The sequence below is a fragment of the Hydrogenophaga crassostreae genome, assembly GCF_001761385.1.
Taxonomy (GTDB): Bacteria; Pseudomonadota; Gammaproteobacteria; order Burkholderiales; family Burkholderiaceae_C; genus Hydrogenophaga; species Hydrogenophaga crassostreae.
Genome location: NZ_CP017476.1, coordinates 1,980,041 through 2,004,485, shown reverse-complemented (window position 1 = coordinate 2,004,485; position 24,445 = coordinate 1,980,041). Strand labels below are relative to the sequence as shown.

The window sequence follows — 24,445 nt, the reverse complement described above, 5'->3', positions numbered from 1 at the left end:
GTGCCCTTTTTGAAGCCCATCTGTACTGCCTTTCCTGCCGCAGCGGCGCTTTCAAGACAGGAGCGCTCGGTTAGCATGGAATGCCATGTCCGCCCTGCCCCCACCCTTGGTGCTGCGCACCCATCACGAAGCCGCCGGCGAGCGGGCGCCGCCGCTGTACCAGCGGGTGGCACAAACCCTGGCCCAGCTCATCCACAGCGGCACCTTCAAGGCCGGGCAACGGTTGCCTTCGGTGCGCGAAACGGCGCTGGCGCAGGGTGTGTCCATCTCCACCACCCTGCAGGCCTACCGCCAGCTGGAAGAACAAGGACTGGCACAGGCCAAACCCAAAGCAGGCTATTTCGTGCGCGCTGCGGTGCGCACCGCCTTGCGCATTCCTCAGCCCAGCCCCAGCGCACCACCCCAACGCAGTTTTTCGCTGGAACGCCACAGCCGCTCCGAATCATTCGCCTTGCTCTACCAACCGGGCGATCGAGCCAGCTTTGGTGGCTTCACCCCACAGAGCAGCGGGTTGTTTGACGAACAGCGCCTGCGCGTGGCGGTGGGCCGCGCCGCGCGCGTACACAGGCGCAGCCTCACCGAATACAACAAAGCCGATACCGGCCGCCTGTCCCTGCGCCAGGCCGTGGCCCGGCGCGCGCTGCACATGGGATGCGCGCTGGACGCAGACGACATCGTGATCACCGCCAGTTGCACCCAGGCGGTCAGCCTGTGTTTGCGCGCCGTGACGTCGCCGGGCGATGTGGTGGCGCTCGAATCACCCACATTCTTTGGCTACCTCGATCTGCTCGAATCGCAAGGTCTGCGGGCCTTGGAAATCCCTTCGCATCCGCGCACCGGCATGTCGCTGCCGGCCCTTGAACTGGCGCTCGACACCCAGCCCATCAAGGCCGTGCTGACCACCCCCACACTGTCCAACCCGCTCGGGGCCGTGATGCCGCTGGCGGCCAAACAGCGCCTGGTTCGCCTTTTGGCGGAACGCGGTGTACCGCTGATTGAAGACGTGGTGTTCAACGACCTGCTGGCCGGCGACGAGCGGCGCAAAGCGGCCAAATCGTTCGACTCCGGGCGCGGCGTCATGGTTTGCGGTTCGTTCGCCAAAACGCTGGTGCCCGGCATGCGTCTGGGCTGGGTAGAAGGCGGCCGGTGGCGCGACACAATTGCGATTCACAAGCGCCTGCAAGGCGCCGCCACCAATGTGGTGCTGGAAGAGGCCCTGGCTGATTTGTTGACTCAAGGCAGCTATGAGGCCCATGTGCGCCGCCTGACCGCGCAACAAGCTGTGCGGCGCGCCGAAGCGCGCCAGATCATCGCCCGCCATTTCCCAAAAGGCATCCGCGTCAGCAATCCGCCCTCGGGTGACACCCTGTGGCTGGAGCTCGACCCCGCCATGGACAGCATGGCGCTGTTCCACCAATGCGCGGCCGAAGGCATCACATTCGGTCCCGGCCAGCTCTTCACCGCTACCGACCGCTATCGCCATTGCCTGCGCCTGAGCTTCTCGGGCCCATGGGACAACAACGCCCAGGGCGCGCTGGCGCGCATCGGCGAACTCGCCTGCGCCCTGACGGGCGGCCCCGCCCTGCGCCTTGCTGCTGCCACCCCCCAGCACGACTGACGCGCCTGCCTGCTGCCTGAGAGACGCCCCAAAAGCCCCTCACGCGGCCACAATGGCAACATCATGCAAGCCAGCGACATCACCCCACCCATGAGCGCCGAGAGTGCGCGCGATACAGCCACCCACTTCGATCTGCGTGCACTGCGCGGCGATTTTCTGGCCAATCCCTATCCGGTCTACGCTGCGTTGCGCGAAAACGAACCGGTCAAGCAGATGCCCGATGGATCGGTCTTTCTCACCCGCTACGAAGACCTGGTCGCCGTCTACCGCGACGCCGCCAGCTTCAGCTCCGACAAACACGTGGAGTTCGCGCCCAAATACGGAGCAGGGTCGCCACTTTTTGAGCACCACACCACCAGCCTCGTTTTCAACGATCCGCCGCTGCACACCCGCGTGCGCAAGCTCATCATGGGCGCACTCACCCGACGCGCCATCGCCGACATGGAGCCTGGCCTGATCACGCTGGTCGACAGCTTGCTCGACCACATCGAATCGCAAGGTGGTGGCGACCTGATAGAAGATTTTGCGTCAGCGATCCCTGTGGAAATCATCGGCAACCTGCTCGGCGTGCCACACGGCGACCGCGGCCCCCTGCGCGACTGGTCGCTGGCGATTCTGGGTGCGCTGGAGCCCGCAATCACACCCGCGCAGCAAAAGCTCGGTGACAGCAGCGTGACCGAGATGCTGGCCTACCTCAAAGGGCTGGTCGCCGAGCGCAGAAAACAGCCCGGGGACCCCGAGCGCGATGTGCTCACACGGCTGATCCAGGGCGAAGTGAATGGCGAGCGACTGAGCGAGGTGGAGCTGCTGCAAAACTGCATCTTCCTGCTCAACGCCGGCCATGAAACCACCACCAACCTGATTGGGAACGGACTGATCCTGCTGCAAGAGTTTCCCCAAGCCCGGCGTTCGTTGCTGGGCGACATGGGCGCGACGGTCAACGATGCCGCCGGACTGGAGGCTGTGCTCACGCTTGCGGTGGACGAGTTTCTGCGCTTCGAGTCGTCCAACCAGTTGGGCAATCGCCGAGTGGTCAAGGCGGGCCAGGTGGGCGGTGTGGATTTGCCTGTGGGACGCCTCATCACGCTGTGCATCGGTGCGGCCAACCGCGACCCCGCGCAATTCGACCAGCCCGAAGTGCTGAACCTGCGCCGCACGCCCAACAAACACCTGGCCTTTGGTTTCGGCATTCACCAGTGCGCCGGTCTGAGTCTGGCCAGGCTCGAAGGCCGGATTGCCATCGGGCGTTTTTTGCAGCGCTTTCCCGACTTCAAGTTAAGCAGCCCTCCCACCCGGGGTGGGCGAGCGCGCTTTCGGGGGTTCTTGCACGCACCGTTCACCACAGCCTGAGCGGGGCACCGACAAAAAGGAAGCAGACCGTCATGAACGACACAACCACGCCGCCACCAGCGCAGCAGTTCAAGAGCTTCGCCGAGTTCTACCCGTTCTATCTGAGCGAACACAGCGACCGTGCCTGCCGCCGAATGCACTTTCTGGGCAGTTCGCTGGGGGTCCTTTGCCTGGGCTTGCTGGCCTGGACGGGCGAACCACAATACCTGTTGTATGGGCTGCTGGCGGGCTATGCCTGCGCCTGGATCGGACACTTCGTGTTCGAAAAAAACAAGCCGGCCAGCTTCAAGCGCCCGCTCTACAGCTTCATGGGCGACTGGGTCATGTACAAAGACATGTGGCTGGGCAAGGTGTCGCTCTGAGCCTGCGGGAGCGGTTCACAACGGAGCCGCTCAGCGAGGGCACCTCAGCGAACCGCTGAAGTGTCGAAGTGGGGGTTCTGGATCAGCCCCAGGCGGTTGCCAAAGGGGTCCTCCACTGACGCCACCCGGATACCCCCACCCACCTCGGCAATCGGCTCCAGCGGTTTGGCCCCCAGCGCCAACACATGCTGAACGGCCACTTCGATATCCGCCACACCCCACAACGCCTGCGGCCCAGCGGTCGACGGCGTTGCGTTGGGCAACAAACCGAGCTCAAACCCGCCCACCTGGAACCCCACGTAAAACGCCTCGTCAAAATAGGGCTCTGCGCCCAACACCTGGCTGTACCAGCGCTTGGCGGCCGCCAGATCGGGTGCGGGGTAAATGGCGGTTCGAAGTCCGAGCAACACGTTTGTTTCCTTCAAAAGCAGCCAACAAAGGCCGGTTCAGGCAGCCAAGGCATCGGCATTGGGGCCTGGGTTTGAGCCAAGGGCGTCTGCAACCGTCATGTGGTGCCAACCGCTGGCGGTCCAGAAGAGCTGGGTACTGGCCTCGCGACCCAGCAGCAAACGCCCGGCCAGATCGGCCATGGGCATGTGCTCCAGATCGAGCAGCAGCACATAACGCTCCTCTTCCTCATTGAGGCGCGCGAGCCAGTCGAGCGCCACCATGTGGCCAGCAGGCCCCTCCAGGTTCAGCGGATCCACCCGCAGTGCCTGGGCGATGGCCTCCAGGCTCATGCCCCTTTGATCCCCTGTTCGGGCTCGACGCAAGAGCTGCAGCATTTCCAGCGCGAGCATGAAGCTCCAGCCCGGCGTATCGGCCCGGCGCGCGATGCCCGAAAGCAGACTCGGCAGGTAGGCCGTGACCACTGCACCCAGCAGCACGATCACCCAGGCCAGGTAGATCCAGACCAGCAAAATCGGCACGCTGGCGAAGGTACCGTAGACCATGGAGTAAGTAGGCACGGTGGAGAGGTACCAGGACAGCAGCTTTTTGGCCACTTCCAGCCCGGTCGCGACAAAAAAGCCCCCCACCAGCGCATGACTCCAGCGCACCCGCGTGTTGGGCACATAGCGGTACAGCGCAGCCATCCCCACACTCATCAAGACAAACTGCAAGGCGGTGAGCAGAAACTTCAGCGCCCCGGGCATGGTGGCCACCAAGCCCTTGGAGGCGGACAGCGCATAAGAAGTCAGACTCAGACTGCCGGCAAGCAGCAGCGGCCCGAGCGTGAGCACCGCCCAATACACCAGCACCCGCTGCGTGAACGGCCGGCTCTCACGCACCCGCCAGATATCGTTGAGCTTGCGGTCGATGGTCAATATCAGCGCCAGCGCGGTGACCAGCAACGCCAAAGCCCCCGCCCAGCCCATTTCCCCTGCCTTGGCCGCGAACTGGTTGAGGTAGCTCAACACCTGTTTGGCGATGTCGTTGGGCACCAGGCTCTGGATCAGCCACCGCTGCAGGCTCTCCTGCATGCGCGCAAACATCGGGAACGCGCTGAAGACGGCCAGCGCCACGGTGAACAGGGGAACCAGGGAGATCGTGGTCGTGAACGTCAGGCTGCTGGCCGTCACGCCCAGCCGGTCTTCACCGAAGCGCTCGCGCAGCGTCATGGCGGTGTTGCGCCAAGGGAAATTCAGCGTGTCGCGCCACAGGGTTTGCAGCAGGGTTTCCAGCTGTTGCCAGCGTTCGTCTAGGGTCATCCCGGTATCATGCCACCTGCCCTGCGAAAGCCTCTTCGCTCCTTGCCGTCTCTACCCCCTCTCCTCATGCCAGATACCCCCAGCGCTCCCGTGACCGATGTCGCGTCCTCCTCACGCTCCGTAGCCATTTCACGCGCGCTGGCCGTGGGCAGCCTGGTGGGGCTGATCGTGCTGGGGCTGTTGTGGGAAATGTGGCTGGCGCCCTTGCGCCCCGGTGGTTCCTGGCTGGTGCTCAAGGTGTTGCCGCTGACCCTGCCTCTGACCGGTTTGCTGAAAAACCGCATGTACACCTACCGCTGGATGAGCCTGGTGGTCTGGCTGTATTTCACCGAAGGCGTGGTGCGCGCCTGGAGCGACAAGGGGCTTTCGGCCGCGTTGGCGGGCATCGAAGTCTTTCTCTGTCTCACGCTGTTTGTCGCCGTGACGATGCATATTCGAACCCGCCTCAAAGCCGCCGGGCAGGAAGCCGTTGACGCCGACAAGCTGCGCCACGCCGCCGCCATCGGCGCCGCCTCCGACCCCATACCACCCTCAAAACCATGAACACCGAATTGACGAGCTTGTTGCGCGCTGCCGTCGGCGACGCCCATGTGCTGACACATGAAGACCCTTCGGCCGATCTGAGTGCCTGGGAAAACGATTGGCGCAAACGAGCCCAGGGCCGCGCGCTTGCAGTTGTTCGCCCGGGCAACGCCAAGGAAGTGGCGGCGGTGGTGAAGGCCTGTGCCGCGGCTGGCGCCAGCATCGTGCCCCAGGGTGGCAACACGGGTCTGGTTGTGGGTTCGGTGCCCGATGACAGCGGCACACAGGTGGTTCTGAGTCTGGGCCGCATGCAAGCCGTGCGCGCGATCGACGCAGCCAACCTCACGGTCACCGTGGAGGCCGGCTGCATTCTGCAAAACCTGCAAACCACGGTCGATGAAGCCGGGTTCCTGTTTCCCCTCAGCCTGGCCGCCGAAGGCAGCTGCACCATTGGCGGCAACCTCGCCACCAACGCCGGCGGGACCCAGGTTCTGCGCTACGGCAATGCCCGCGAGCTCTGTCTCGGCCTGGAAGTGGTCACCGCGCAAGGCGAGATCTGGCATGGCCTGACCGGCCTGCGCAAAGACAACACCGGCTACGACCTGCGCGACCTGTTCATCGGCAGCGAAGGCACGCTGGGCGTCATCACCGCCGCCACCTTGAAGCTTTACCCCCAACCCGCCGCCCAACTCACCGCCTGGGCGGCCGTGCCTTCGCTGGAGGCCGCCGTTTCGCTGCTGGGCCTGGCGCACCAGCGCCTGAGCGCCGGGCTCACTGGCTTTGAAGTCATGGGCCAGTTTGCGCTGAGCCTGGTGAACAAACACTTCCCGGCATTGCGCGTACCGCTCTGGGCGGAGTCGCCCTGGTGCGTCTTGCTGGAAAACAGCGACAGCGAGTCGGAGACCCACGCCCGCGGCCAACTGGAGAGCCTGCTGGAAACCGCTTTCGAGCAAGGCATCGTGAGCGACGCCGTGGTGGCCGAGAGCCTGGCCCAGGCCAACGGCCTGTGGCACATCCGCGAGAGCATCCCGCTGGCCCAGGCCGAAGAAGGCCTGAACATCAAGCACGACATCAGCATCCCGGTATCCCGCATACCGGCGTTCTGCACCGAGACCGATGCACTGCTGCAGCGGGAGATTCCCGGCGTTCGCCTGGTGAACTTCGGCCACCTCGGCGATGGCAACCTGCACTACAACGTACAGGCACCTGCGGAAATGGACGCCCGTGCCTTCCTCCAAACAGAGGAAGAGAGGGTCAATACGCTGGTATTTGACATGGTGGCGCGCTACGATGGCTCCATCAGCGCAGAGCACGGCGTGGGCAGCCTGAAAGCGGCCAAGTTGCCGCACTACAAAGACCCGGTTGCGCTCTCCCTGATGCGCGCCGTCAAGCTGGCGCTGGACCCTGACAACCTCATGAACCCTGGACGCGTGCTGACACCATGACCCCCCGCCCCATGCCGATGCTGCTGGCCACCGCCGCTGTGGTGGCCTGTGCAACGGCATCGGTGCACGCCAGCAACCTTGGTGTGACGGCCGCACAGGCAGCAAGCTGGCGTGAAGAGGCCCTTGCGCTGGAACACGGCGAAGGCGTGGTCAAGGACCAAAGCGTCGCCATTGATTTGTATTGCAAGGCCGCCCGGGCCGGAGACACCGTGGCGCGCTACAACCTGGGCTGGATGTATGCCAACGGGCGCGGCACGCCGCGCAACGACGCATTCGCAGCCTACTTTTTCCAGCTCGCAGCCGAACAGGGCGACGAGCCCTCCCGAAACATGTTGGCGGTGATGGGGCAACAAACCTCGAAACCGCCCTGTGTGGAGCAGGCGGAGGCCGAAGAGGCCAGCCGCCTGGCCGCCGAACGTGCCGAGGCCGCCGCTCAGGCTGCCGCAGCCGCGGCTCTGGACAAGGCCACCAACCAATACAAACGCCTGATCGACACCGAGCAGGAACGGCGCATCATGGGCATCGTGCAACGCCTCGCCCCCCTGTATGGCATTCATCCGGGACTGGTCTATGCCGTCATTCGTGCCGAGTCCAACTTCAACCCGCTGGCTGTGTCCGAGAAAAATGCGCAAGGCCTGATGCAGCTGATTCCCGCCACGGCAGCCCGGTTTCGCGTGCAAAAGCCATTGGACCCCGAGCAGAACATCCGTGGCGGCCTGTCGTACCTGCGATGGCTGCTGGCGTATTTCAAGGGCGACGTGCCGCTCGTGGTGGCCGCCTACAACGCCGGTGAAGGGGCGGTGGAGCGCTACAAGGGCGTGCCGCCCTATCCTGAAACGCAGGGCTACGTGCGACGCATACAAGAGGTGTTCAGCCTGCCCAACCACCCCTTTGACGCCAGCGTCACAGCCCCCTCACCCGGGCTGGCACAATTTGTGATCAAACCCGGCTCCTGAAGGCCGCGAACGGTTTTTTGCCGTTCTGCGCGGGCCCGCTGTTCGCAGCACACACCCCCAAGACCCTCGAATTGACCCACCTGTTCCTGCTCGGCATCGTCTACCTGTCGTTCATCAGCCTGGGTCTGCCCGATGCGGTGATCGGCGTGGCCTGGCCTGCCATCCGGCAAGACATGAACCAACCGCTGGCGGCGGTTGGCATTCTCACCATCACCATCACGCTGTGTGCCGCCGCCAGCAGCTGGCTGTCCAGCCGCCTGATTGAACGCGTGGGCACGGGTCTCATCACCGCGGCAAGCTGCCTGATGACGGCTCTGGCCTTGCTCGGTTTTTCGTTCGCGCCGTCGTTTGGCTGGCTGGTGGCAATGGTCATTCCCCTGGGCCTGGGCGCTGGAGCGGTCGACGCCAGCCTGAACCAGTTCGTCGCCGCTCACTACACATCACGCCACATGAACTGGCTGCATGGCTTCTGGGGTGTGGGCGCAGCCACGGGACCCATCATCATGGGCCTGGCTCTGGCCGGGGAAGGCGGATGGGCCGGCGGCGCACGCCACATCGGCCTTGCCCAGCTGGCGTTGGCGGTGGTGCTGTGGGCGACCTTGGCCTTGTGGCGCCACAGCCCGCAAAAGCCGATCACCAGCCATGAAGCCGCAGGCGAATCTCCCCTGGTTTTTAAACCCGTGGCCACACAGGCACTCTGGCTATCGCCGCTGGCGTTCCTGCTCTACGTGGCCGCCGAAATGGGGACCTACCTGTGGGCCGCCAGCATCCTGGTCACCAACCGCGGGGTCACGTTGCCCGAGGCCGGCGTGTGGGTGTCGGTGTATTTCGGCTCGATCACGGTGGGCCGGTTCAGTGCCGGACTGTTTTCCAATCGCCTGGGCAACCGCCAAATCGTCACGCTGGGGATTTCGCTGGCGGCCATCGGAGCCACGCTGTTTGCCATGCCCGCTTTGCCGAATGCGATCAACCTTGTGGGCCTGGTCTTGATGGGTCTGGGTTGCGCTCCGGTGTTCCCTTCGCTCATGCACGAAACCGCACGCCGCTTTCCCGCCGGTACGGCGCGCAAGGTGATCGGCTGGCAAATGATGGCCGCCTACGCCGGGGGCTCGGTGATCCCGGCGGCCTTTGGTCTGCTGGCCACCTGGGTCGGGCTGGGCGCGGTCATGCCCACCGTCGTGCTCACCCTGGCTGTTCTGTGCTTAACCGTGCGCCGGCTCAACCACCTCACCTGAGCCCCCCGGACTCAGCCCTGTGCCTTCATTTGCGCTTCGTTGAGTTCGTTGGCCCGCAGTGCAGCCGGGCGGCTTTGCACCCGCTGCGCATAGGCTTCAAACACAGGGCGCTTTTCGATGCTTCCAAACATCAGACCCCAGCCCAGACTGGAACCCACGTACACATCGGCTGCGGTGAAACGCTCGCCACACACATAGGGCGCCCCGTTCAAGGCAAGCTCCAGCGCATTCAAGGTGTCGTCATAGCTGCCAAACCCGACCATGGCACTGCGGCCTTCAGGCACAGCCCAACCCAACGACCGCGCCACCACCGCCTGCTCCAACGGCCCCGCTGCAAAAAACAGCCAGCGGTGGTAGGCCGCGCTTTCGGGTGTACCCGGCGCGGGTTTCAAGCCCTGCTCGGGAAAGGCATCGGCCACATACGCGCAGATCGCTGCGACCTCTGTGATCACCGCATTGCCATGGCGCAAGGCGGGTACTTTGCCCATGGAGTTGATCGCCAGAAAATCGGGCGCCTTCATGGTGGTGCCGTAGTCCAGCCAATGGGTCTGGTAAGGCTGACCGAGCTCTTCCATCATCCAGTGAGCGATGCGTCCACGGGACTGGGGGTTGGTGTACAGATGCAATTCAGACATGGCATTCCTTTTCAGAAACAGGCGGCAAACCAACAAACCTCGACGGGTCTCTTCAGGCACGCCTAAGCCAAGTTTACCAGCATGGTTCGGAGCACGTTACCTCAAGCTCAAGCTCAAGCTCAAGCGCCACCGCATCCACAACCCCCCGCATGCCCCAGACCATCGCTGCCTGCCTGTTGCTGCTCATCATGAGTACCCTGCTGCACTTCGAAATACTTGGTTATCTGAACCAGCGATTGCCCCGCTGGCCCCTGCCAGACCGCTACAAGGTCGTCGTGGTCATCCTCGGCGCATTTGTCGCCCATGCCATCGAGGTGGCCCTGTATGGGGGATCACTCTACGCGCTGGTTACCTGGCTGGGTGCTGGTCACCTGAGCGGCAGCACAGGGCCCTCCTGGCTGTCATGCCTGTACTTTTCCGCCGAAACCTACACCTCACTCGGTTTTGGTGACCTCACGCCGGTCGGGCCGGTTCGCTTGCTGGCCGGCACCGAGGCCTTGAACGGTCTGTTGCTCGTGGCCTGGTCGGCTTCGTTCACCTACCTGTCCATGGAACGGTTCTGGCAACCCGACAAAGGCTGAATACCCTGCACCAAGGCCTTTCCTGACCGCTGAAGGCACAATTGAGGTTTGACCTGCTTCAACCTGACTGCTGCCATGACCGACTCCGCCGACTCACGCCCTGTTCGTTCGCAATACGAAGACTTCATGCGCCATGTGTTTACACAGGGTGTGCAAAAAGGCGACCGCACCGGCACCGGTACCACCAGCATTTTTGGTCACCAGATGCGGTTTGACCTCAACGAAGGGTTCCCGCTGGTGACCACCAAAAAGGTGTTCCTGAAGGCCATCATCGTCGAGCTGTTGTGGTTTCTGCGCGGTGACAGCAATGTGAAATGGCTGCAAGAGCGCGGCTGCACGATCTGGGACGAATGGGCGCGTGAAGACGGCAGCCTGGGCCCGGTCTATGGCGTGCAATGGCGCAGCTGGCCCACGCCCGACGGCGGCCACATCGACCAGATTGCCGATGTCATTCAAACCCTCAAGAGCAACCCCGATTCGCGCCGCATCATCGTGAGCGCCTGGAACGTCGCCGAGTTGTCCCAAATGGCACTGATGCCCTGCCACGCATTTTTCCAGTTCTATGTGGCACCAGCCACCGAGCCCGGCGGCCGAGGCAAACTGAGCTGCCAGCTCTACCAGCGCAGCGCCGACATTTTCCTCGGCGTGCCATTCAACATCGCCAGCTACGCCCTGCTGACCCATATGGTCGCCCAGCAGTGCGACCTCGATGTGGGCGACTTTATCTGGACCGGCGGCGACTGCCATATCTACAGCAACCACCATGAACAGGTCGAGCTGCAACTGAGCCGCGCACCCATGGCGTACCCCACGCTCAACATCAAGCGCCGCCCAGACTCCATCTTTGACTATGCCTATGAAGACTTTGAGGTGCTCGGCTACGAATGCCACCCGGCCATCAAGGCCCCAGTGGCGGTATGAGGCTGCCAGAGGGTTGGCTCGCGCAAGCACAAGCCCTATGGGAAACCGGTCAGGGCGATGCGGCCATTCAGGCCGCTCTGGGCGCCATCAACGCCCTGGAAAAGCGCCATGCATCTTCGGCCAGGCTGTACGAACAGGCCGGGTTTTACCTGTCGAACCGCGGCAATCTGGCCGATGCACGGCGATTGCTCAAGCGTGCCCATGCAATCGACCCGAACCACATCGAAACACTGCGCAATCTGAGCGTCTTGAGTGGGCGCCTGCATCAACACGCCAGCGCCGTGACCTGGGCCCAGAAGGCCTTGGCGCTCGCGCCCGACGACTATGTCAGCCTGGACATGCTGGCCTGCAGCCTTCGCTTCCTGAACCGGTTCAACGAAGCCCGCGCAGCGGGCACGCGCGCCCTGGCCCTGAAAGACCAAGCCGCCCAGTTGAGCGCGCCTGCCCGCCCTGACTGGCATCTGCAGTCGCCCCGCCCAAGTGCCGGGCAACGCCGCATCGGCAAGCGACCCAATGTGATCGCCTTCAGCCTGTGGGGTGAACAACCACGTTACCTGCGCGGCGCGCTGCGCAACGTTCTGGAAGCGCCCACGGTGCTGCCAGGCTGGTCGCTGCGCTTTTACGTCGACGCCACCGTGCCTGCCGCATTTCTGGACCTGCTGCGCGAAAACGGTGCCGAAGTGGTCTTGCACCAAGGGGCAAAACCCGCCTCGCTGCGCCAGCGGCTGGCCTGGCGGTTTCTGGTTGCCAACGATGCCAGCGTTGGTTACTTCCTTTGCCGCGACACCGACGCGGTGATCAGCGCACGCGAGGCCCGGGCGGTGAACGCCTGGCTCGATGGCACCGCGCATTTCCATGTCATTCGCGATTGGTGGACCCACACCGATCTCATGCTCGCCGGCCTGTGGGGCGGCGTGGCGGGTGTGCTGCCATCCATACGCGTCATGCTTCTGAGGTACCAGAGCGCGGCGCTTGAAACGGGCAACATCGATCAGTGGTTTTTGCGCGACCGGGTATGGCCGCTGGTGCGGGAGTCGGTTTGCGTGCACGACCGCCTGTTCACCATGCCTGGTGCGCAGACACTCCCCGGCCCGCTGCCACCACCTCACAGCGACGAACACATCGGCCAAAACGAACACGCCGTGCGGACCGAGGCGCAGGCCGTTGCGCTGGCGCCCTGGCTTGCCCGCCACCCCTGGCTCTGAACGTCACACCATGCTCAACCGCAAACAAATCTGGGCCCTGCTGGCGCTCACGCTCATGTGGGGCGTGAACTGGCCCATGATGAAACTCTCGCTGCAAGAGACCACACCGCTCATGTTCCGCGCCAGCACCATGCTGCTGGGCGCCAGCTGGCTGTTCTTTTATGTGGCGCGCAAAGGCGAGCGGATGAAGCCCACGCCGAGCGAGTGGGCCGCGATCGGGCTGCTCGCCCTGCCCAACGTATTGGGCTGGCACACACTCTCAATCTTTGGCGTGCAAGAACTGGCCTCGGGTCGCGCGGCCATTCTGGGCTTCACCATGCCCATCTTCACCGTCTTGCTGGGCGCGGCCTTCTTTGGCGAGCGCATCACCCCCAGGGTACGCTTGGCCGTTGCCTGTGCGGGCATGGCCATTGGGCTGTTGCTGTGGCACGAGGTGGCCCGCCTGAGTGGTCGTCCAGCCGGCATTGCCTGGATGCTGAGCGCGGCGCTTTGCTGGGCGCTGGGCACGCTGTTGTTTCGCCGCTCCAAGCTCACCCTCGCCCCCCTTGTCATCACCGTATGGATGCTGCTGCTGGGCAGCGTGGTTGTGGCCGCATTGGCTTTCGCCCTGGAACCCCTGCCGCAGCCCCAGAAGTTCTCGATGGCCATGTGGATCAGCCTGGCCTACGGTGTGGTCATCAACTACGGCTTTGCCCAACTGATCTGGTTCGGCATGGCGCGCAGCCTGCCGCCCGCCACCAGCGCCATGAGCATCATGGCCATCCCGCTGGTCGGCACGCTCAGCGCCACGGTGATCGTGGGCGAAATGCCCCATTGGCAAGATTGGCTGGCCATGGGCTTTGTCATGGCGGCCATCGCCAGCGTGCTCTGGCCGGTGCGGCGCGTCACCCCACTCGCGGCACAATAAGCCCATGCCTGAGAACGCCCACACACCCCCACGACTCCATTTGATCTATGCCCGCGCCTCCAATGGCGTGATCGGCAAAGACAACGGCCTGCCCTGGCACCTGCCTGAAGATCTGGCCCACTTCAAACGCACCACACTGGGTTGCCCCGTGATCATGGGCCGCAAAACCTGGGACTCACTTCCGCCCCAGTTCCGCCCTCTGCCCGGCCGCAGCAATATCGTGATTTCCCGCGATGGAGAATGGTCAGCAGAAGGCGCGAAACATGCCACCTCCGTTCAAGGCGCGATGGCGCTGTGTGAGCCAGGCAGCGATGCCTGGGTGATCGGCGGCGCACAAATCTATTCACTGGCACTGCCGCTGGCCAGCAGCGTGGTGGTCACCGAAATCGCCCGCCCTTATGAGGGCGATGCCTTTGCGCCCGAACTCGGCCCCGAGTGGGTTGAAACCCGCCGTGAGCCCCACTCAGCCTTGAACGGTTTGCTGTTCGCTTTTGTCACCTACACCCGCGCGGCCTGAAGCCACTGATTTTTCATGCAGCGCGCCATCTGGATGTCGAAAGCTGTCTAGAGAAGCAGGTCAAGTCCACCTTAGTGCGGTAATTCTTGTTCAAGCGTTCAACGTATGCGCTTTGGATGGGTTGTCCGGGTTGGATGTGCTTGGTACGGGCGGGGCCGCTACAACAGTTCCGCGTTCTTGAGGTTCGCGCCGATGACATAGCTCATGTTAAAAAGCGGATAGGTGACTTCGCGTGAGAGACCCATCTGGTCGGAAACGATGATCTTGTTGGCGCTGGAACCATAGGCGCGGAAGATCAGTGAGTGACCGAATTCGCTGGTCCCACCCACGTCGCGGACGCGCAGGTAGGTGTCCTTGTCATCCCAAAGCTGCAGGAACGCCCCGGGGACGAGGCCCGCGGGCCAGCCGGTGGAGGATGTTTTGTAGTCGCGCCCTTCGACGAGGTCGGCGAACAGGAGCGCTCCGGGGGCGCCCGCGCCTCGACATTTCTTGGGCAAGGACAACCAATGGGCGATGTCCGAGCGCGTGAACCACAGATAGAAAAAACTGTCGAGCGGGATCTGCGCGCCGGTGGCGCCGCCGATAAGAGGCACTTCAACCGAACCGAAGAGCAGTTTGGTGTCGGCCCCCGCCAGTTTGGCTGCGTTCGTGAAATTGGCGAGCGATACGGCCACGCAAGCGCCGTCCTCGCTATCGCTCAGGCTGTCGAGGTGCGTGATAACAGTGGCGGCGAGGTCGACAGGGCCGGTGTCCTTGGCCCGCAGCAGGGTTGGCGTGGCTTGAAGTTCCGACATGTCCGCAGGAGCCTGACCAGCGACGCTGCCAAGCGCGGAGCCGAGGCCATAGGGCATGTATCCAGCGCCGGAGACCAAAGTTCCGACGCCTTCGCGCGCCAGCGAATGAGTGCTGCCATCAGCGTAGATTTCGGGTGCGGGCAGGTTGGTGGTGCTTTGCGGCGTGCCGCGCCCGGAAGGCGCGGGCGTGGCGGATTCGCTGTCCGACTGGGTCGTGGGGCCGGATGGTCGGGCCGCGCCGCCGGATTTGGTAGCGGCGTCGCTCTTTTTCGCCTCGTTCAGGATTGCCCCCGCGGTGGAGGGATTCTGACCGGCGATGTTCTTTCCCGAGGGAGCGAGAGCGCCGAACCCGGTGGTAGCGATGGTCTTGGACAGGCCGTCGAACATGGTCAGGATCTTGTCTATGGCCTTGGACTGCATCTCCATGCCCTTGGCGAGATTGGAGGCCGATTGCTGGCCCACGGCGGTGGCCCCGGCCTGCGCCTGTCGCACCGCTTCGGCGGCGAGTTCACGGGTGGCGGTGATGCCGCTCATGTCGCGGAACAGGTCGGCGGTCATGACGTTCTGCGCGACCTGAAGGCCGGTTGGGTTCGGAAGCGCTTGCGGGGTCTGGTTGGCGACGATGGGCGCGTCCATCTGGCCGGGGCGCAGGTCGCTGCCCTGAACGCGCGAGCCTGCGGCGATGGCGGCGATTTCGGGAGCGTTCAGGGGAATCGGTGAATCCTGCCAGTTCCAGAACCGGGTGAGGTCGAGCTTCTCAGCGGAGTTGGCGCGGCCCTGCACCGCCTCTGCAAAGACGCCCCCGGTGGGCATGGGCACCATTTCGATCTTGGAGGCGGGTTCATCCAGACCGTGGGCGGCCAGCCACTTATCCCAGTCCTTTGCGTGATTGTGGTAAGTGAACACGAGGTATTGACCGCTGATCGCCGCCGGTTTACGGTCGATCTGGTCGACGATCGGGCGGCCCTCGTAGGTGTAATCCGACAGCAGCAGCGAGATGTCGCTTTCGTCTACGGAGCGCCAGACCGCGCGGGAGTAATGCTTGTTGAACATCCTGAGGTGATCCGAGAGCCAGTCAGCGTCGGGGGTGTTGTCGAAGGTGGCGACAGGCAACGTGAGGGCGCGGCTGTCGGCGGGATAGACATCGAGGCCCAGCGCCAGCGGTGTGACCGACATGAAATCGGTGCCGCGATAGGACAGGCGCAGCACGACATCCAGAAGCATAGGTTCCGCCGTTGCCGGATCGTCGGAGCGGGCGGGCAATTGCCATTCCAGACGCGGCACGTCGCTGAGCGGCAGGCCGATGGCATCGGGGGTGGCCAACTGGCCGTAGGCTTCGAATTCCTGAAACATGCTGGTGATGGAATTGGAGCGCATGTAGCGCCCGACGCGCAGGTCTTCGATGATGACCCCGCGCGGCAGGGTCCACGGGTCGAGCGGCGTGATAGCGACCGCTTGGCCCGTCGCGTCCTTGGCAAAACGCAAGCCCCAGTTTGGTTCGTTCTGAAGCAGGAAATTGTTGCGGATCGTGGCATCGGCGGTGGCGAGCATCGGGAACTGCAGGATCGTGGTTTCAGCGGGCAGCAGAAGGGATTCGAGCAGGCGTCGGTCGAGCGCGTGGCGCAAGAGCACCGACCGGTAGCGCTGGATATTCTCCGGCGACCAGCGGATTTCAGCGAGCGGGATGTAGAGTGCGCGCTGCACCTCGCGCACGCCGGTGCGGACGCGGTACATCTGCACCACCTCGAAATACTGGACCGTCAGGGCGTGCATGTGGTTGTAGTTGCTGACTGCGCGGGTGGTGATCTGTTCGGATTCGGATTGCCAGACTTCCTGCACGATGGTGGCGCGGCGATTTCGTGTGGCGCTGGAATGCTGCTGCGTGCGGTCGGTGATGTTCTGGGCCATGGAGGCCGCGAAGTCCCGCTGTCCGGTCGAGCTTGTGGTGGTGACAACCTCTGTCAGGGAATTTGCGCTGTTATTTTGCGTCGATCCGAAATCGGCCGCGCCGAGGAAGCCTGCGGCACCGCCGCCTGCAACGCCAATCAGCCCCCCGGCCCCGCCGCCGATCAGCGCACCGGCAATCGCGCCGGGTACCGCGCCGATGCCCGCTGCGGCCGAACCGGCGACAAGGCCGATCCCTGCTCCGCCCGCTGCACCCGCAGCTGCCGCCGCGACACCGCCGGCCAGTGCGCCGCCCCCTGCTGCGGCCAGAGCCACCTCGGCGTTTTGCAGGCCAAAGCCGGAACTGGCGGTATTGGACACAGTTGAATTAGCGTTAGTCTGCGACATGCCCGATTGGGTTTCGTTGGCGACGGCGCGGGTGACTTCGCTGACCGCGCGGGTGTGCATCGTCGCGTTGCTGAGGCTTTCGGCCTGAGTGATGTCTTCGCTGGTGCGCACGCCCTGCCGACGGCTCCAGTCAATCATGGCGATGCGCGTCGTCTCACCGGGGGCGAGAGCGAGGGAGTGCATCAGATCGCCCAGCGCCAGGCCCACTGGTTTCCACGCCTGTTCAAAGCGCACGATCGCGCCAGTGCGTACACGCAGGTTCTGGGATTTCTTTTCCAATTCGGCCAGGTCGATCGCACCGGTCAGGGGTGTGAGGTTTTTCTGATCCGGCCCAGGGTCCATCATGAAGATGGAGTAGAAAACCTTATCGGTTGAATACTCGTTGAAGCGCGGCACCAGTTCCGTCGGAATTTCTGGATCGACGAAGCTTTCGCCCGCCGTCGCCTCGCCCAGAAAGCCGCGCGCGGCGCGGTAGGGCAGCCAATGCGCCATGTCGTAAAGTGTTTCTATTCCCGTCGCTTCGGTCAGACGGCGCGCGCCGGTGGCGCTAATCCCGCGCAAGGTGGAGATCTTGAGGGTCGGCATGTCCGCAATCGACCCGCCGCCGTCACTTGCGTCAAGCCACTGGGAGGGAACTTGGCCGAACCGCCCCACCGGGCCGGCGGCGCCGCGCGCCGCCGCCGTGAGGTCCCGCGCAGCGGCGAAATAGTCCGACGAACCAAGGTCGAAAATGGTTTCGATGTTCAGCAGCTGCAACACTTCGCGCGCCTGCTCAGTCACGCCTAAAAGTGCTGTGACCGGCTGGCGGACGATGTCATCGAGGGCGAGCTCGGAACGGTCGAACCGCAGATATTCGTAGTACCAATCAGCATGTTGCAAAACAAATCCCTCCTTTGTGGCTTTCTAAAACAGGTTCGCCGTCGAAAGTAGAACTACTGGGTATTGGTAAGGAATGCGGGAAAGCGTCCCCAAAACCGCCAGTGGATCAAGAATGTCCGCTCGTTTCTTGGGATGCGCCGGTCTTCCGCGTACCGGCGGCAGCACCTGAGCACAAAATTTCGCGAGGTACCCGCGCCAACCAATAGAGCGCTGAAGGCGGTGTTACTCAAGGCCATGAAGCTCCTTAGAAGTTCGTCCAACCTCTGGGGGCCGGTTCAAAAAACTGGAGCTGAGCGCATCGACACGAACTCGATCCGCACCTCGAGAACAGCACTCGCGCATCAAGAGAGGAAGAGAGGACCGGCCTGAGATGGCCGATCTCTCGGTGCAGGTTGTTTCTATTCCTTCGAACGAGGAATTGAGTTTTTGGAAGCCTGCCTTCAGATCACTTTAGCGGGCCTGCATGGACCACACAACCCTTCAATTGGGGAAATCCGTAGAGAGAGTGTTGCAGATTTCGTAACGATTGAAACAATTACACCTCCGCTGGTTCGGTGCCATGTGGACTTCAGCTGAAGCCACCTCGAAAACTTGTACCAGTCGGGAGTAGAGAATTCCAACCAACGGAGTCTCTACATGAAGAAATCAAAATTCAGTGAAAGCCAGATCGTGGCGATCCTCAAAGAAGTCGAGCTGGGCGCCAAGGTCGATCAGTCGCGCGACTGGAAAAGTGCCGCCAACGCCGATGACTCGGGAGCTACAGATCAACCTTGAGTTGAGCAGTCGTTCGCAGGAGCTGGAATGGCCGGCCTCGTCCGAGCGGTCACTTGAGGCACTCGCGAACGTTCAGGCTGCAACTTCGAATATCTGGACCCAACCTCAAGCAGTCCTACAGACAAATTAGACCAGCCTACACTCGGCGACAACGATCACATGTATGTCGCCATACGACGACAACACGTCCAGAGCGCTGTGCATCCAATGGACACCGGCCCAAAATGTGTAGCCATGTGAGTAGCTAGAACTGCGATTCACTATTCATAGAATTGATTTACAAGGATTTTTTACCGCCATGAGATTCGCCACCTGGAACGTCAACTCCCTCAACGTACGCCTGCCCCAGGTGCTCGACTGGCTGGCGGCCAACCCGGTGGACGTGCTGGCCTTGCAAGAGCTCAAGATCACCGACGACAAATTCCCTACGATGGCGTTTGGCGAAGCCGGCTACCAGTCGCAATGGTTTGGTCAGAAAACTTACAACGGCGTGGCCCTGCTGAGCAAAAAGCCCGCAGCCGATGTGATCAAGAACATCCCTGGTTTTCCCGATGAGCAATCGCGCGTGTTGTGCGCAACGATCGAAGGCGTGCGCGTTATCGGTGCCTATTTCCCCAACGGCCAGGCGCCCGACAGCGACAAGTTCGTCTACAAGATGCGCTGGCTCGATGCCATGCACGAATGGGTCAAAGCGGAGATGGCCGCGCACCCCAAGCTGGTGCTCATGGGCGACTACAACATCACCTTCGACGACGCCGATGTGTGGGACCCGGAAGGCATGCGTGAGTCGATTCACTGCACCACCGAAGAGCGCAACCACCTGCAAGCGCTGATTGACCTGGGCCTGACCGACGCCGTGCGCCTCTTCCCCCAACCCGACAAGAACTACAGTTGGTGGGATTACCGCAACGGCGGGTTCCGCCGCAACCAGGGCTTGCGCATCGACCACATTCTGGTCACTGAGGCGCTGAAAGCCCAGGCCACGGCTTGCGCCGTCGATAAAGTGCCGCGCAAAAACGAACGCCCCAGCGACCACGCGCCTGTGGTGCTGACCATCGCCTAAAAGCCTGCGCGGCAGAAGGCGTCGAAGCGAAACCCGCGAGAACAATGAATCAGGAGGCAATACCTTGCGAGGCCGGTTTCTCGCAGATTGCAGCCGATGTTCTTTCGGCCACGCAGGCGCCTAGGGCTTGGCACGCGCAGCCAGCGCGCGCAACCACAGCGCCGTTTCGTGGCTCAACACGCTGGCGTCGCGCACCAGTTGATCAAAGTGGCGCGTCAGGGTTTGTACATGCTCTGGCGTGTTGAACACGAAATACGAACTGCCCACATAAATCACGGCCCGGCGCTGCCCGAAGACCGTGATGGGCGCACTGTAGTGGCGGAGTTGGTCGTAGAGGTGCAGGCGCGTGCTGGGGTACAGCTCTTCACACAGATCCGCCATGTGCGTGAGTTGCTCATGTACCTGTTCGGCCGTGAGAGCGGTCCAGATGCTGGCGCGTCGGGCAAAGTCTTCCAGGCGCTGGCGAGGCAAGGCCATCTCGGTATCGCGCCCGGGCAGGCGGTTGATCATGAGCCTGGCCTGGGTTTCGGCCAGGGCTTGCTGCGGTGACTTGCTGGCGTAATCGGCATATTCCAGTGTCATCACCGCCTCGGTTTTCATGAATTCCGGGAGCGAGGCAGGCACGTTGCGTACCTTGGCATCCGCCGCCTCATTGAGCCAGCGCTCGATGTTCGCATCGCCATGACCAGGCACGCGCTCGGCCACCTCCAGCGATTCACGCAGGATTTCACCGGGTGCGCGGGTGGTGGTGGTCAAACCCAGGAGCCAGTCGGCCGTGACCTTGAGCGCCGCCGCCAGCTCGGCCACCACATGACCTGATGGCAGCCGAACCTGTTGCTCCGAAAGCAGCAAGGAGATGGTTGACCGGTCAACCCCCGCCCGTTCGGCCAAGGTCGAACGGTTGAGCCATTGCGCCTGCATGGCTTCGTTCAACCGCTCTCGAAACTGACGTGCGCGCTCGCTGCGTGTGGGGCGTGGGGGTTCTTCATTCATGGTGACCATTATCACCAACTGCTGCATATTGGTTTGAATCGCAACATTGATTCACGCCCACCCCATCCGCACACTCTCATGCATGGAAAACAAAAAACGCACCTGGACCAAAGCCCTCACCTGGCAAACCCTTGGCTTGCTGGTCATGACCTTCGTGAACTACCTCTACCTGGGCAACCTCAACCAGGGCATCGGCCTGTCGCTGCTGCTGAGCGGCCTGGGTTTGCTCACCTATGTGGTTCACGAACGCCTATGGGCGCGGGTGCGCTGGGGCATGGGCAACCCCAGCGCCCCAGCAGATTCCCGCTGAACGCTGTGCTCAGGTCTCGTCCAGCCCCAGCTCCTGAATCTTGCGCGTGATGGTGTTGCGGCCAATGCCCAGTTTTTGGGCTGCTTCGATTCGACGGCCTTTGGTGTGGGCCAGCGCGGCTTCAATCAGCCGCCCTTCAAATCGCTGGGTCAAGGCGTCCCATACATCGTTTCGACCGGCAGCCAGCATGGCTGCCGCCTCCGCATACAGGTCGGGCTCCCAGCCAGCCAGCCCGGCCGCCTGTTCCGGGGCAGCGTCAACGCCTGCATCAACCAGCGGTTGAGCGGCAGCAGATGCTGGTGGTGCGCTGGCGGCGGGGACCGATGCGATCGCTTCTACCGCCGCGGCCGGTGTCGATGAAGCAGCACCGATCTGGGCGGCCAACACTTCGGGCGGCAGATCTTTCACCTCGACCACCTGAGAGGGCGCCATCACGGTCAACCAGTGGCACAGGTTCTCCAGCTGACGCACGTTGCCGGGGAAGTCGAACCGACCCAACAAGGCCAATGCCGCTTCGGTGATGCGCTTGGGCTCCCCGCCCAGCTGCTTGGCACTTTGCTGCAGAAAGAAGCGCGTCAGCATGGGCACGTCTTCGCGCCGCTCCCGCAAAGCGGGCAGCCGCAGCCGGATCACGTTGAGCCGGTGAAACAGGTCTTCCCGGAAAGAGCCCTCTTTGACCCGCTGCTCCAGGTTCTGGTGGGTCGCCGCAATCACCCGTACCTGTGCACGCACGGCGCTGTGGCCGCCCACGCGGTAGAAGCTGCCATCAGACAACACCCGCAACAAGCGGGTTTGCAAATCAAACGGCATGTCGCCAATTTCGTCAAGAAACAGCGTACCGCCATCGGCTTGTTCGAAGCGGCCACGGCGCATCGCTTGCGCGCCAGTGAAAGCGCCCCGCTCATGGCCAAACAACTCGCTTTCCAGCAGGTCTTTGGGTATGGCCGCGGTGTTGATGGCCACAAACGGGCCATTGGCACGGGGCGAGTGCTTATGCAGGGCGCGGGCCACAAGCTCTTTGCCCGAACCCGACTCGCCCGTGATCAACACCGTAACCTGGCTTTGGCTCAGGCGTCCGATGGCTCGAAAAACGTCTTGCATCGCTGGCGCCTGCCCCAGCATCTCAGGGGCGGCCACCATGCGTTCTTCAACCACCTCTTCGCGGCGACTCTCTTCGACCGCGCGGTTGATCAACTCCACCGCCTTGGGCAAGTCGAACGGTTTGGGAAGGTATTCGAATGCGCCGCCCTGGAAAGCAGAAACCGCACTGTCCAGATCAGAGAAGGCGGTCATGATGATCACCGGCAAGCCTGGCAGCTTTTCTTTGACCTTCTCGAGCAGATCAAGGCCGGAGCCACCAGGCATGCGGATGTCGCTCACCAGAATCTGCGGCCCCTCGGCATCAGGCCCTTCACTCAGCGCTTTCAAAACGTCTTGAGCGTTGGTGAAACTCCGCGTGGGCAGGTTTTCCCGCTGCAACGCTTTTTCCAACACGAAGCGAATCGACTGGTCATCGTCCACTATCCAAATAGGCTTCATGAGTGCAGTTCCCTTTGCCAGCTTCAATGCCGGCGTTTGATCGGTTTAAGGCAACGGAATCAAGATCTTGAAATCCGTCTGGCCGGGCGTGCTTTCGCACTCGATCAAGCCATGGTGTTGCTGTACAAAGGTTTGTGCCAATGTGAGTCCCAAACCCGAACCGCCATCGCGCCCTGAGACCAGGGGGTAGAAGATGCGGTCCTTGATCGCGTCGGGCACGCCTGGCCCGTTGTCGATCACATGCAATTCCAGTGCCAACCGATAACGTTGCTTGCCAAAAGTCACCTGGCGGCCCACACGGGTTCGGAAAGTGATTTGCGCATCGCCAGCAGCCACGCGCTCCGACAGTGCCTGAGCCGCGTTGTGAGCAATGTTGAGCACCGCCTGAATCAGTTGCTCCCGGTCCCCCCGAAACTCCGGAATCGAGGCGTCGTAATCGCGAACCACACGCAGCCCCTTGGGAAACTCGGCCAGAATCAGCGAGCGAACCCGCTCACATACCTCATGAATGTTCACGTCGCCCACCACATGAGGGCTGCGATGCGGCGCCAACAGCCGATCCACCAGCAATTGGAGGCGATCGGCTTCGTGAATGATCACCTGGGTGTATTCGATCAACGCCTTGGAAACCAGATCCATCTGCAGCAGCTGCGCTGCACCGCGGATACCGCCCAAGGGGTTTTTGATTTCATGGGCCAGATTGCGGATCAGCTCCTTGTTCACCTGTGCCTGATCCATCAAGCGCTCTTCCCGGTCCTGCCGGGCCTGCTGCTCCAGCGGGAGCAGCTCAACGATGACTTCCTCGACCGTATCGGTCTGCGCAACAACCACATGAACAGGCAGGCCTTCATGCCCCTGGCGCTTGAGCCACGCGTCGTAGCGCAAGGCCGCGAACTCGTTCTCGGCAATGCCACGCAGTGCGTTCTGCAGATGAAGTGGCTCGGTAAACAGGTCGGGAAGGCAGGAACCCGTGATGTTGCGGCGCGAGATGCCCAGTGCGTCTTCAAGAGCCGCGTTGGCAAAAACCACCGTGCCGTCAGGCGCCAAAACCGCCACCAATGTGGCCAGCAGATCCAGCGTTTGAAACCGCTGATTGGTGGACTGGTCAGGCGCGCGGCGCCCTTTGGCAGCCGCTCGCTTGGGCGCTCTGCTGCGTGGGGCAGGCTCGGCTGGTGGTTTGATGGCTGGCTTGTTCAAGCCCGCTATTGTGCGGCATTCGACCCGCTGCTCGCAGGCCCCAGGCGGTCCAGTTCGCGGCTGATGCTGCTGACATCCACCTCAGCGCGTTCCTTGGCTGCTTTCAGTTCGGCAACACGGTCCAGGTAACGCTGGTGATTGCGCCCTTCAATGCCTTCCTTTTCGGGTGCACCACCCGCATAGGCTTTGGACGCTTGCGCCAGCCGCTCTTTGGCTTTGTCCAGTTCGGCTTGCAAAATCGCACGGGCATCGCTGTCGCGCGCACGCTGATCAGCCGTGTCAATGCGCGAACCGCTGCTGCGGGCGCTGCCAGAACTGGACTTTGGTGCACTCTTGGGGGTTTCAACGCTGCTCGGGCGGGTACCCTGGATGATGGTGATGTTGCCACCCTCCATGGTCTTGCAGCCGCGGCGCTTGGCCACAGCCGCATCGTTGATGTATTCGTTGCCACAGCGAAAAATCGTGTCTTGCGCGAAGGCATGCTGAGCCGCGCCCAGGCAAAGGCCCATCGCCAGCAAAGGTTGGGTCAACGATATTGAAAGGGACTTGGGGGACAGCTGCACGTTTTCTCCGGGCGCCGCAGCGCAGTTCATTCACTTTTCAGTATGACCGAAAAGCCGCAAAAAAGTGCCAGCCGAATG

23 protein-coding genes are annotated in these 24,445 nt (G+C 62.7%); 15 read left to right on the top strand and 8 right to left on the bottom strand.

Annotated elements, in window-relative coordinates:
* Positions 1 to 85: 85 nt before the first annotated feature.
* From LPB072_RS09315 to LPB072_RS09305, 3 genes are all read left to right on the top strand, one after another.
* A complete protein-coding gene (locus LPB072_RS09315) occupies positions 86 to 1,618 on the top strand; it encodes an aminotransferase-like domain-containing protein (RefSeq protein WP_066094561.1) in 1,533 nt (510 codons plus the stop codon).
* Positions 1,619 to 1,681: 63 nt separating this feature from the next.
* On the top strand, positions 1,682 to 2,968 hold the full coding sequence (locus tag LPB072_RS09310) for a cytochrome P450 (RefSeq protein WP_082877100.1): 1,287 nt from the start codon (positions 1,682 to 1,684) through the stop codon (positions 2,966 to 2,968).
* A gap of 32 nt (positions 2,969 to 3,000) precedes the next feature.
* Complete coding sequence (locus LPB072_RS09305) at positions 3,001 to 3,330, top strand: DUF962 domain-containing protein (RefSeq protein WP_066094558.1); 330 nt, start codon at positions 3,001 to 3,003, stop codon at positions 3,328 to 3,330.
* Between the two features lie 44 nt (positions 3,331 to 3,374).
* Here the strand turns inward: LPB072_RS09305 and LPB072_RS09300 are convergent, their stop codons facing one another.
* The gene (locus LPB072_RS09300) at positions 3,375 to 3,740 is read right to left on the bottom strand and encodes a VOC family protein (protein ID WP_066094878.1); all 366 of its coding nucleotides are present in this window, start codon (positions 3,738 to 3,740) and stop codon (positions 3,375 to 3,377) included.
* Positions 3,741 to 3,776: 36 nt separating this feature from the next.
* The gene (locus tag LPB072_RS09295) at positions 3,777 to 5,039 is read right to left on the bottom strand and encodes a YihY family inner membrane protein (RefSeq protein WP_066094556.1); all 1,263 of its coding nucleotides are present in this window, start codon (positions 5,037 to 5,039) and stop codon (positions 3,777 to 3,779) included.
* Between the two features lie 66 nt (positions 5,040 to 5,105).
* Here LPB072_RS09295 and LPB072_RS09290 point away from each other — a divergent pair, with 66 nt between their 5' ends.
* From LPB072_RS09290 to LPB072_RS09275, 4 genes are all read left to right on the top strand, one after another.
* A complete protein-coding gene (locus LPB072_RS09290; protein ID WP_066094553.1) occupies positions 5,106 to 5,582 on the top strand; it encodes a DUF2069 domain-containing protein in 477 nt (158 codons plus the stop codon).
* Positions 5,579 to 7,006, top strand: a complete 1,428-nt coding sequence (locus LPB072_RS09285) for an FAD-binding oxidoreductase (protein ID WP_066094550.1) — start codon at positions 5,579 to 5,581, stop codon at positions 7,004 to 7,006. The genes LPB072_RS09290 and LPB072_RS09285 overlap by 4 nt, the downstream gene beginning before the upstream one ends.
* A complete protein-coding gene (locus tag LPB072_RS09280) occupies positions 7,003 to 7,962 on the top strand; it encodes a lytic transglycosylase domain-containing protein (protein ID WP_066094547.1) in 960 nt (319 codons plus the stop codon). Before LPB072_RS09285 ends, LPB072_RS09280 begins: the two co-directional genes overlap by 4 nt.
* A 71-nt stretch (positions 7,963 to 8,033) precedes the next feature.
* Positions 8,034 to 9,197 (top strand): MFS transporter, encoded by a 1,164-nt coding sequence (locus LPB072_RS09275; RefSeq protein WP_157694179.1) that lies wholly within the window; start codon positions 8,034 to 8,036, stop codon positions 9,195 to 9,197.
* 11 nt (positions 9,198 to 9,208) lie between these two features.
* On the opposite strand, the gene LPB072_RS09270 is transcribed toward LPB072_RS09275, so the two are convergent.
* A complete protein-coding gene (locus LPB072_RS09270) occupies positions 9,209 to 9,832 on the bottom strand; it encodes a glutathione S-transferase family protein (protein ID WP_066094544.1) in 624 nt (207 codons plus the stop codon).
* Positions 9,833 to 9,981: 149 nt separating this feature from the next.
* Between LPB072_RS09270 and LPB072_RS09265 the strand changes: the two genes are divergently transcribed.
* The 5 genes from LPB072_RS09265 (at position 9,982) to LPB072_RS09245 (ending at position 13,963) form a co-directional block, all read left to right on the top strand.
* Positions 9,982 to 10,413, top strand: coding sequence for a potassium channel family protein (locus LPB072_RS09265; protein ID WP_066094541.1), 432 nt, complete (start codon positions 9,982 to 9,984; stop codon positions 10,411 to 10,413).
* A gap of 75 nt (positions 10,414 to 10,488) precedes the next feature.
* Positions 10,489 to 11,334 (top strand): thymidylate synthase, encoded by an 846-nt coding sequence (locus tag LPB072_RS09260; protein WP_096349113.1) that lies wholly within the window; start codon positions 10,489 to 10,491, stop codon positions 11,332 to 11,334.
* Positions 11,331 to 12,539 carry a tetratricopeptide repeat protein gene (locus LPB072_RS09255; protein WP_066094872.1) on the top strand — a complete coding sequence of 403 codons (1,209 nt, stop codon included), beginning with the start codon at positions 11,331 to 11,333 and terminating at the stop codon, positions 12,537 to 12,539. The genes LPB072_RS09260 and LPB072_RS09255 overlap by 4 nt, the downstream gene beginning before the upstream one ends.
* A 10-nt stretch (positions 12,540 to 12,549) precedes the next feature.
* Complete coding sequence (locus LPB072_RS09250) at positions 12,550 to 13,446, top strand: DMT family transporter (protein WP_066094534.1); 897 nt, start codon at positions 12,550 to 12,552, stop codon at positions 13,444 to 13,446.
* A 4-nt stretch (positions 13,447 to 13,450) separates the two neighbouring features.
* Positions 13,451 to 13,963, top strand: coding sequence for a dihydrofolate reductase (locus tag LPB072_RS09245; protein WP_066094532.1), 513 nt, complete (start codon positions 13,451 to 13,453; stop codon positions 13,961 to 13,963).
* A 158-nt stretch (positions 13,964 to 14,121) separates the two neighbouring features.
* Here LPB072_RS09245 and LPB072_RS09240 read toward each other — a convergent pair whose 3' ends face one another.
* The gene (locus LPB072_RS09240; protein WP_066094529.1) at positions 14,122 to 17,928 is read right to left on the bottom strand and encodes a hypothetical protein; all 3,807 of its coding nucleotides are present in this window, start codon (positions 17,926 to 17,928) and stop codon (positions 14,122 to 14,124) included.
* A 636-nt stretch (positions 17,929 to 18,564) separates the two neighbouring features.
* On the opposite strand from LPB072_RS09240, the gene LPB072_RS23400 reads away from it, so the two are divergent.
* Together LPB072_RS23400 and xth are read left to right on the top strand one after the other, a co-directional pair.
* Positions 18,565 to 18,702, top strand: a complete 138-nt coding sequence (locus LPB072_RS23400) for a hypothetical protein (protein ID WP_157559268.1) — start codon at positions 18,565 to 18,567, stop codon at positions 18,700 to 18,702.
* Positions 18,703 to 19,000: 298 nt separating this feature from the next.
* Positions 19,001 to 19,765, top strand: a complete 765-nt coding sequence (xth, locus tag LPB072_RS09235) for an exodeoxyribonuclease III (RefSeq protein WP_066094526.1) — start codon at positions 19,001 to 19,003, stop codon at positions 19,763 to 19,765.
* A 120-nt stretch (positions 19,766 to 19,885) separates the two neighbouring features.
* Here the strand turns inward: xth and LPB072_RS09230 are convergent, their stop codons facing one another.
* The gene (locus LPB072_RS09230; protein WP_066094868.1) at positions 19,886 to 20,758 is read right to left on the bottom strand and encodes a helix-turn-helix domain-containing protein; all 873 of its coding nucleotides are present in this window, start codon (positions 20,756 to 20,758) and stop codon (positions 19,886 to 19,888) included.
* Positions 20,759 to 20,840: 82 nt separating this feature from the next.
* On the opposite strand from LPB072_RS09230, the gene LPB072_RS09225 reads away from it, so the two are divergent.
* Positions 20,841 to 21,068, top strand: coding sequence for a DUF2061 domain-containing protein (locus LPB072_RS09225; protein WP_066094522.1), 228 nt, complete (start codon positions 20,841 to 20,843; stop codon positions 21,066 to 21,068).
* 9 nt (positions 21,069 to 21,077) lie between these two features.
* Here LPB072_RS09225 and ntrC read toward each other — a convergent pair whose 3' ends face one another.
* From ntrC to LPB072_RS09210, 3 genes are read right to left on the bottom strand one after another with little or no spacing between them, the layout of a single operon-like run.
* Positions 21,078 to 22,607, bottom strand: coding sequence for a nitrogen regulation protein NR(I) (gene ntrC, locus LPB072_RS09220; RefSeq protein ID WP_066094519.1), 1,530 nt, complete (start codon positions 22,605 to 22,607; stop codon positions 21,078 to 21,080).
* Positions 22,608 to 22,652: 45 nt separating this feature from the next.
* Positions 22,653 to 23,813, bottom strand: a complete 1,161-nt coding sequence (glnL, locus tag LPB072_RS09215; RefSeq protein ID WP_082877097.1) for a nitrogen regulation protein NR(II) — start codon at positions 23,811 to 23,813, stop codon at positions 22,653 to 22,655.
* Positions 23,810 to 24,367, bottom strand: coding sequence for a hypothetical protein (locus LPB072_RS09210; RefSeq protein ID WP_407927793.1), 558 nt, complete (start codon positions 24,365 to 24,367; stop codon positions 23,810 to 23,812). Before LPB072_RS09210 ends, glnL begins: the two co-directional genes overlap by 4 nt.
* Positions 24,368 to 24,445: the final 78 nt, after the last annotated feature.